Consider the following 278-nt stretch of genomic DNA (forward strand, 5'->3'; position numbering starts at 1 on the left):
ATCGATGCCGCCATCAGCCAGGCCACCGCTGCCGCCGCTGCCATCCCCCAGGAAAACGCACAGCAGAACGGTGGCACCGCCGTCGCTCCTGCTTCGCCGAACCAGGGTGCTGTCGCCGCCGGACGCCCGATGGGCCTGGACGACGCGATGGCGGGTGCCGTCGTCGTTGACGACTGGCTGAAGGTGAACGAGCACGGCCTGCAGATCGGCGCGAAGAAGCCGCTTCTGGAGGAGATCAAGGTCCGGATCGACCTGGGCGACGTCGCGTACAGCGAGTC

Annotated in this window: 1 protein-coding gene; it reads left to right on the plus strand. The window is 68.0% G+C overall.

Annotated elements, in window-relative coordinates; all coding sequences use genetic code 11:
• The coding region (locus EN859_RS38615; RefSeq protein WP_189502631.1) for a hypothetical protein at positions 1-278 on the plus strand (278 nt) is incomplete at both ends.

The sequence above is a fragment of the Mesorhizobium sp. M00.F.Ca.ET.216.01.1.1 genome (genome assembly GCF_004010325.2).
Classification (GTDB): Bacteria; Pseudomonadota; Alphaproteobacteria; order Rhizobiales; family Rhizobiaceae; genus Mesorhizobium.